8 protein-coding genes are annotated in these 6,637 nt (G+C 63.2%); 3 read left to right on the top strand and 5 right to left on the bottom strand.

Features of this window, described 5'->3' with window-relative positions:
- Window positions 1-395 precede the first annotated feature (395 nt).
- The 3 genes from DDF70_RS22185 to DDF70_RS22175 form a co-directional block, all read right to left on the bottom strand.
- The gene (locus tag DDF70_RS22185; RefSeq protein WP_114946989.1) at window positions 396-1,157 is read right to left on the bottom strand and encodes an ABC transporter permease; all 762 of its coding nucleotides are present in this window, start codon (window positions 1,155-1,157) and stop codon (window positions 396-398) included.
- Window positions 1,154-2,125, bottom strand: a complete 972-nt coding sequence (locus tag DDF70_RS22180; protein WP_205772463.1) for an ABC transporter ATP-binding protein — start codon at window positions 2,123-2,125, stop codon at window positions 1,154-1,156. Before DDF70_RS22180 ends, DDF70_RS22185 begins: the two co-directional genes overlap by 4 nt.
- Before the next feature lie 241 nt (window positions 2,126-2,366).
- Window positions 2,367-3,491 carry a DUF2865 domain-containing protein gene (locus DDF70_RS22175; RefSeq protein WP_162820572.1) on the bottom strand — a complete coding sequence of 375 codons (1,125 nt, stop codon included), beginning with the start codon at window positions 3,489-3,491 and terminating at the stop codon, window positions 2,367-2,369.
- A 157-nt stretch (window positions 3,492-3,648) separates the two neighbouring features.
- On the opposite strand from DDF70_RS22175, the gene DDF70_RS22170 reads away from it, so the two are divergent.
- Together DDF70_RS22170 and DDF70_RS22165 are read left to right on the top strand one after the other, a co-directional pair.
- Window positions 3,649-4,032 (top strand): VOC family protein, encoded by a 384-nt coding sequence (locus tag DDF70_RS22170; protein ID WP_114946986.1) that lies wholly within the window; start codon window positions 3,649-3,651, stop codon window positions 4,030-4,032.
- Between the two features lie 63 nt (window positions 4,033-4,095).
- The gene (locus tag DDF70_RS22165; RefSeq protein ID WP_170316107.1) at window positions 4,096-4,599 is read left to right on the top strand and encodes a CreA family protein; all 504 of its coding nucleotides are present in this window, start codon (window positions 4,096-4,098) and stop codon (window positions 4,597-4,599) included.
- A gap of 15 nt (window positions 4,600-4,614) precedes the next feature.
- On the opposite strand, the gene DDF70_RS22160 is transcribed toward DDF70_RS22165, so the two are convergent.
- On the bottom strand, window positions 4,615-5,226 hold the full coding sequence (locus DDF70_RS22160; RefSeq protein ID WP_114946984.1) for a LysE/ArgO family amino acid transporter: 612 nt from the start codon (window positions 5,224-5,226) through the stop codon (window positions 4,615-4,617).
- A 94-nt stretch (window positions 5,227-5,320) separates the two neighbouring features.
- Here DDF70_RS22160 and DDF70_RS22155 point away from each other — a divergent pair, with 94 nt between their 5' ends.
- On the top strand, window positions 5,321-6,211 hold the full coding sequence (locus DDF70_RS22155; protein WP_114946983.1) for a LysR family transcriptional regulator ArgP: 891 nt from the start codon (window positions 5,321-5,323) through the stop codon (window positions 6,209-6,211).
- On the opposite strand, the gene DDF70_RS22150 is transcribed toward DDF70_RS22155, so the two are convergent.
- On the bottom strand, window positions 6,208-6,531 hold the full coding sequence (locus DDF70_RS22150) for a hypothetical protein (RefSeq protein ID WP_114946982.1): 324 nt from the start codon (window positions 6,529-6,531) through the stop codon (window positions 6,208-6,210). The two genes, DDF70_RS22155 and DDF70_RS22150, sit on opposite strands and share 4 nt — an antisense overlap.
- Window positions 6,532-6,637: the final 106 nt, after the last annotated feature.

The following is a 6,637-nucleotide window of genomic DNA, read 5'->3' as shown; positions in this document are numbered from 1 at the left end:
CTTCCATCAACACACCAGTAGCGAGCCGGGCTGCCCGACGCGCCACCCTCGAACCCTGACGGCCCGCAGCGCAAGCTGCGGGCCCGCAGGTGCTGGCTCTTTGACATGAAATGTCATCCCGGACGAAGCGCAGCGGAGATCCGGGATCCAGAGCCGCCGACGATGCAGGAGGAGACGCGACGCGGCTCGCCCTGTCTTGAGACATGGCGGTCATGGGTTCCCGCCTTCGCGGGAATGACAAGGCGCAGGTGCCGGTGCCACAGCTGGCACCCGATCCCGGACCACCACCCGCCGCGTCATGGCCGGACTTGATCCGGCCACCCACGTCGTCGGAACGGCAACGCTGCCAAGACATGGATGCCCGGCACCAAGGCCAAGCATGACGGATGGGAATTCTAGGCCTTGATCTTGTACCCCGTCCTGAAGATCCACCAGACGGCGGTAAGGCAGATCAGCATGAAGACCATGGTCATGGCGAGACTCAAGCCCACGCCCACGTCGGCGACGCCGTAGAAGCTCCAGCGGAACCCGCTCACCAGATAGACCACCGGGTTGAACAGGGCCACGGTCTGCCAGAAGGGCGGCAGCATGTTGATCGAATAGAAGCTGCCGCCGAGGAAGGCGAGGGGGGTGACGATCATCAGCGGGACGACCTGCAGCTTCTGGAAGCTGTCGGCCCAGATGCCGATGATGAAGCCGAAGAGGCTGAAGGTAATGGAGGTCAGCACCAGGAAGCCGATCATCCAGACGGGATGTGCGATCGAGAAATCGACGAAGAGCCGCGCCGTGACCAGGATGATGGTGCCGATGATCACCGATTTGGTGGCGGCCGCTCCCACATAGCCGATCACGGTCTCCAGCGCCGAGATGGGGGCCGACAGGAGCTCGTAGATCGTGCCGGAGAACTTCGGCATGTAGATGCCGAACGAGGCGTTCGAGATGCTCTCCGTCAGGATGGAGAGCATGATCAGCCCCGGCACGATGAAGGCGCCGTAGCTCACGCCATCGATATTGGCCATGCGCGAACCGATGGCGGAGCCGAAGACGATGAAATAGAGCGAGGTCGAGATCACCGGAGACGCGATGCTCTGCATCAACGTGCGCCAGGTGCGTGCCATCTCGAAGAGATAGATGGCCTTGATGCCGTAGAGATTCATGGGCGCCCCCTGACAAGGCTGACGAAGATCTCCTCGAGAGAGGATTCCGAAGTCTGAAGATCCTTGAAGTCGATGCCGTGTTCGTTCAGGCGGCGCAGAAGGCCCGCGATGCCGGTTTCCTGCGTCTGCGTGTCGAACGTGTAGACGAGTTCGCTGCCGTCGGCGGAAAGCTGCAGATTGTCGGATTGCAGCTCGGGCGGCAGGGCGGCGAGAGGGCTCTGCAGGTGCAGGGTGAGCTGCTTCTTGCCGAGCTTCTGCATCAGGACGTTCTTGTCCTCGACCAGGATAATCTCGCCCTTGCTGATCACCCCGATCCGGTCGGCCATCTCCTCGGCCTCCTCGATATAATGGGTGGTCAGGATGATGGTGACGCCGCTCTCCCGCAGGGTGCGGACCATGTTCCACATGTCCCGCCGCAACTCCACGTCGACGCCGGCGGTCGGTTCGTCGAGGAAGAGGATCTTGGGCTCGTGCGACAGGGCCTTGGCGATCATGACACGGCGTTTCATGCCGCCGGAAAGTGCCATGATCTTGCTGTCCCGCTTCTCCCACAGGGACAGGTCCTTCAGGATCTTCTCGATATAGGCAGGATTGGGCGGCTTGCCGAAAAGCCCCCGGCTGAACGTCACCGTCGCCCACACGCTCTCGAACGCGTCGGTGGTGAGCTCCTGTGGCACGAGGCCGATCTTGGTGCGGGCCGCCCGGTAGTCGCGAATGATGTCTTGTCCGTCCGCCGTCACGGTGCCCGTGCTCGGATTGACGATCCCGCAGATGATGCTGATCAGGGTCGTCTTGCCGGCGCCATTGGGCCCGAGCAGCGCGAAGATCTCGCCCCGGCGGATGCCCAGATCGACCTTCTTCAGGGCCTGGAAGCCCGATGCATAGGTCTTGGTCAGGCCGGACACGGAGATGATGGGATCGGAGACGCCCGCGGGTTGCAGCATCTCAGGGGAATCGAGCGGTTTCATGCCGGCGTGATAGCATGACGGGAGGCGGGGCGGAATGGATGCGAAAAGCTCTTCCGATGCCGTTCCTGTCATTCCGGGACGCCGAAGGCGAACCCGGAACCTATAGCCGCCGAGGTCGCAGGAAAAAGGCGAGCGGCTTCACACCTCTTCCTGAAACGTCAGCGGCTATGGGTTCCGGGTTCCGCTGTGCGGCCCCGGAATGACGGCAGAGGGCGTCATCTTCAACACCGTGCCAAGATCATCAGTTCTGCGCGTGCGGAACCGGGATGATGTTGGGGGCGATCACGCGTACGGTCTTCTTCTGGCCGTTGCCCGCGACGACTTCCTGCTTCGAGCCCTCGCCCTGGCCGACGACGGCATTGGTCTCGATGGATTGAGGCCCGATACCGGCTGATTCCTTGCTGGCCGTCGGAGCGGCAGCGGCGATCTCGGCGGCTTCCTTGGTTTCTTCGTCGGCCTTCTTGTCGGCGGCCTTGCGGGCGGCCTGCACCTTCGGCCTGGAGAGTTCCTCGGCCTTCTCGGCGGTGACGATCACGTCGCCCTTGCGCTGCTCCAGCATGCTCTCGGCCTTGCGCAGGACCACGGCCCAGCTCTCGCCCTGCTTCTTGCAGGCACAGCTCTCGTCGAAGGTCTTGCGGAATTTGAACGCATTCGCCAGCGACGTGTAAGGCTGGTTCGACGAAAGCGAGGCGGCCCGGTTGAGGCCCTGATCCCCGCCCGGATAGGCGAACGCCAGGGTTTCCGTGCCGGGGCAGAGGGACTGGCACATCTCGTTGGCGCTCTGTCCGCCGCCCGGAGGAGTGGTCAGCGGGAAGAAGGACCCGTCGCAGGTCTTCACGCAGATCAGGCGTCCGCCGCCCATGGAGGGCGGTCCATCATCGGCGATGATGGGCTGACCCTCGGGCATGATCTCCTGCTGCTGTTGCTGACGCGGAGCGCCGAACAGCGATTCGAAGAAGCCACGGGGCTGCTCGGTGGAGCAGGTCTGCTGAACCGCTACCTGCAGCTGCCGGCGACGCGCTTCGATCTGGCTCTGGTCGACGGCCTGCGAGGCAAGTCGGGCATAGCCGGCCTCGAGCTGGCGAATCTGCTGGGCGATGGAGCCGCATTCGGCCGGGGCCGGGCCCGACAGGAAGCCCAGCGGGCCGCGCTCGCAGCCGATGCTGCGGTAGTAGCCGACGAGGCGGTTGATCTCCATCCGCTGGGCCTGCATCTGTCCGGTCGGTGCGCTCCCGCCGCTGCGGTCCAGGGCCGCGAGTTCAGCCTGGAACCGCTGGCACTGCGCCGATTGGGCATAAGCGGCCTGGCCGGCGGCCAGAAAGGCCGTCATGGTGATGAGGGAGCGGAGAAAAGATATCTTTGCCATAGAGCTTATCGCAGAACCGGTCCGTTGCGGCATCGAATGCCTGGGTCAGGCAGGTCATGTGCCGCTGGAATTTGACCCTATTGTGATTAACGCCTTGCCCCCTTCGAGGGAAGCTGTCTAGCTGATCCCGAACAGCGACTCCGAAAAGTGATCCCGCATGTACTCCCATACGACGATCGGAGCAAATGACCTCGCCCGGGCGAGAACCTTCTACGATGCGGTTCTGGCTCCCCTCGGACTGGAAGTCCGCTTCGCGGACGACAGCATGGTCGGCTGGGGCGTGCCCGGGGGGCGGCCGCAATTCCTGGTCGTGCGCCCGTTCGACGGGGGCAGGCCGAGCGTGGGCAACGGCTCCATGATCGCGCTGCTGGCGTCCCGGCGCAGCCTGGTCGACGCCTGTCATGCGGCCGCCCTGGAACAGGGCGGAGCGGACGAAGGCCTGCCGGGCCTAAGGCCGCAATACCACCGCAACTATTACGGGGCCTATTTCCGCGACCTCGACGGCAACAAGATCTGCGTCGTCTGCCATGACCGGGAATAGCCCCTCGTCAAAGGCCCAAGCCATCCCCACATGACAGCGTAACCGTGGGAGATGACTGGTAAGATGCTTGCGCGATTTGCTTTGGCCTTGGCTGTGACGATGGCTGCCGTGACCGGTGCCGCGGCCCAGGAGCCCGACCTGATCTTCAAGAAATCCACGGTCTGGCGGGCGCTCACCCCGGACGACAAGCTCGCCGTCTATGGGATCGACGATCCCGTGGTGGAAGGCGTGGCCTGCCATTATACGACCCCGGAGCGCGGCGGCATCTCCGGCACCTTCGGCGTCGCCGAGGAGGTCTCCGACATTTCCCTGTCCTGCCGGCAGGTGGGTCCGGTGAAGTTCAAGCAGAAGTTTGGCCAGGGCGATGTGGTGTTCAGTGAGCGCCGGTCTCTGATCTTCAAGAAGATGCAGATCGTCCGCGGCTGCGACGCCAAGCGCAATACCCTGGTTTATATGGTCTATTCGGACCGACCCATCGAAGGCTCGCCCAAGAATTCGACCTCGACCGTCCCGCTGATGCCTTGGGGAACCGAGGCTCCGCCCAAATGCGGGGAGTGGCTGAAATAGGTCGGGGGGCGGACGTCAGGCCGCCCCTTCGCCGAGCAGCAGCCGTGCGGCCGTCACCCACATGATCAGCCCGATAGCGACGTCGAGGATCCGCCAAGTGACAGGCCGGGCAAAGAAAGGCTTCAGGAGACGGGCTCCAAAGCCGAGGGAAAAGAAGAACGTGAAGGAGGCCAGCATGGCGCCCGCAGCGAATGATCCCTTGCCCTGATTGAACTGGGTCGAGATCGAGCCGATCAGGACCACCGTGTCGAGATAGACGTGCGGGTTGAGCCAGGTGAAGGCGAGGCAGGCGAGGACGACCCGGCCAAGGCTTTCCGGCGTTGCTTCGGATGGTCGTAAAGAGGCCGTTCCGAATGCGGCCATGAAACTGCGTGCGCCATATACGAGAAGGAATGCGGCGCCCCCGTAAAGCAGGACCGTCTCCACCCAGGGAACTCGTGCGCTGACCTGCGCGAAGCCGGACACTCCGGCTAGGATAAGTGCAGCGTCCGACAGCGCGCAGGTCAGACATACGGCGAAGACATGTTCGCCGCGCAGCCCGACTCGGAGAACGAAAGCGTTCTGCGCCCCGATGGGAAGAATGAGGCTGAGGCCTAGGAGGAAGCCGGCGAGCAGGGGTGCATTCATGTCGATGATCCGAGAAGGAGTCGACGTGTCCTAAGTCTCGTCCTAGGATTAGAGAAGTTAAACAATCTGATCCTTATTAAGAAAAACTAATCCGATGCTGGATTACGCTCTTCTTGCGGCCCTTGCGGCGGTCGTGCGCACCGGCAGCTTCGAGCGGGCTGCGGACCAGCTCAACGTCACGCCTTCAGCCGTTTCCCAACGGATCAAGCTTCTGGAGGAGCGAATCGGGGCTGTTCTCGTGGTCAGGGGGCAGCCTTGCACAGCCACGGTGGCCGGCGAGCGACTTTGCCAGCACGTGGAACAGGTTGCTCTGCTTGAAAGCTCGTTGCGCTACAACCTGCCAGGGCTGCAGCCCGAGAGCCACCCGGTTACCCTGCGCATCGCCGTCAATGCGGACAGCCTCGCCACCTGGTTCATTCCGGCCATGGCCCAGACGGAGGGCTTTCTCTTCGACCTCGTGGTCGACGATCAGGACCATAGTGCCGAGTGGCTGAGGCGAGGGGAAGTCGTGGCCGCCGTGACCGCGCATGGAAAGCCGATTCAGGGCTGCAACAGCCATTTCCTCGGCAGCTTGCGGTATCTCGCGACGGCCAGCCCTGCGTTCATCGACCGATGGTTGCGGGAAGGGTTGAATGGGCATTCGGCCGCTCGCGCGCCATGCCTCGTCTTCAACCGGAAAGACCAGCTTCAGGCGCTCTGGCTGCGGCGGGTCCTCGGCACAGATGTCACGCCGCCTGCCCACTGGCTGCCGTCATCGCAGGCTTTCGTCGATGCCGCCCTGGCGGGATTAGGATGGGGGATGAACCTGGAAATGATGGTTCAGGAGCACATCCGTGCCGGTCACCTGGTGACCTTGGAGCCCTCCGAACCTCTGGAGGTGCCCCTGTTCTGGCAGCAGAGCCGGATTGTCGGTCCCCTGCTGGGAGACCTGACCCGGGCCGTCGTCGAGACCGCCCGGACCATGCTCGCTCCCGTGACGACTTAATTGGAGCAGGTTACGGAGACCGGGCGCTCCTCAGGGCTGAGGGCAGCCTTCTGGATGGTGCCCGTCACCTCGTCGGGGGCAATCTGCCGATAGGAAACCGCTTTGGTGTAGCCATGGGCCTCGCACCAAGCGGTTGCCACAACTTGGCCACATGCCTGGTTTGAGATCAGGCATTCCGCGACGCCGTAGCCGTCGGCGGCGGGGACCATGAAGGTCGCTTGGGTCGAAGAGGCCTTGGTGCCGTTGGGAAGCAGCGTCAGGGACGCGGCTGCAAGAAACACAACAGTACCCATTCCGAGCATGGTGAATGCGCGGCGCATCGAAGACCTCATTGTTTGAACTCGGGCTATTATGCCACGAGTGTGCGTGAATAAACCTCTAACGCGCTTTGCTGGAACCCGTTTCATGCGGGCGTGCAAATAAAAC

This window comes from Microvirga calopogonii, assembly GCF_003347665.1.
In the GTDB taxonomy this organism is placed as follows: domain Bacteria; phylum Pseudomonadota; class Alphaproteobacteria; order Rhizobiales; family Beijerinckiaceae; genus Microvirga; species Microvirga calopogonii.
Note: the sequence above shows the minus strand (reverse complement) of the source record. Positions and strands in the feature narration are given on the sequence as shown.

Excerpts from the sequence above, each read along its gene's own strand:
- DDF70_RS22180 (WP_205772463.1), bottom strand. The coding sequence starts at position 2,125 with ATGAAACCGCTCGATTCCCCTGAGATGCTGCAACCCGCGGGCGTCTCC.
- DDF70_RS22165 (WP_170316107.1), top strand. The coding sequence starts at position 4,096 with ATGCTTGCGCGATTTGCTTTGGCCTTGGCTGTGACGATGGCTGCCGTG.
- DDF70_RS22150 (WP_114946982.1), bottom strand. The coding sequence starts at position 6,531 with ATGCGCCGCGCATTCACCATGCTCGGAATGGGTACTGTTGTGTTTCTT.
- DDF70_RS22185 (WP_114946989.1), bottom strand. The coding sequence starts at position 1,157 with ATGAATCTCTACGGCATCAAGGCCATCTATCTCTTCGAGATGGCACGC.
- DDF70_RS22155 (WP_114946983.1), top strand. The coding sequence starts at position 5,321 with ATGCTGGATTACGCTCTTCTTGCGGCCCTTGCGGCGGTCGTGCGCACC.
- DDF70_RS22170 (WP_114946986.1), top strand. The coding sequence starts at position 3,649 with ATGTACTCCCATACGACGATCGGAGCAAATGACCTCGCCCGGGCGAGA.
- DDF70_RS22175 (WP_162820572.1), bottom strand. The coding sequence starts at position 3,491 with ATGGCAAAGATATCTTTTCTCCGCTCCCTCATCACCATGACGGCCTTT.
- DDF70_RS22160 (WP_114946984.1), bottom strand. The coding sequence starts at position 5,226 with ATGAATGCACCCCTGCTCGCCGGCTTCCTCCTAGGCCTCAGCCTCATT.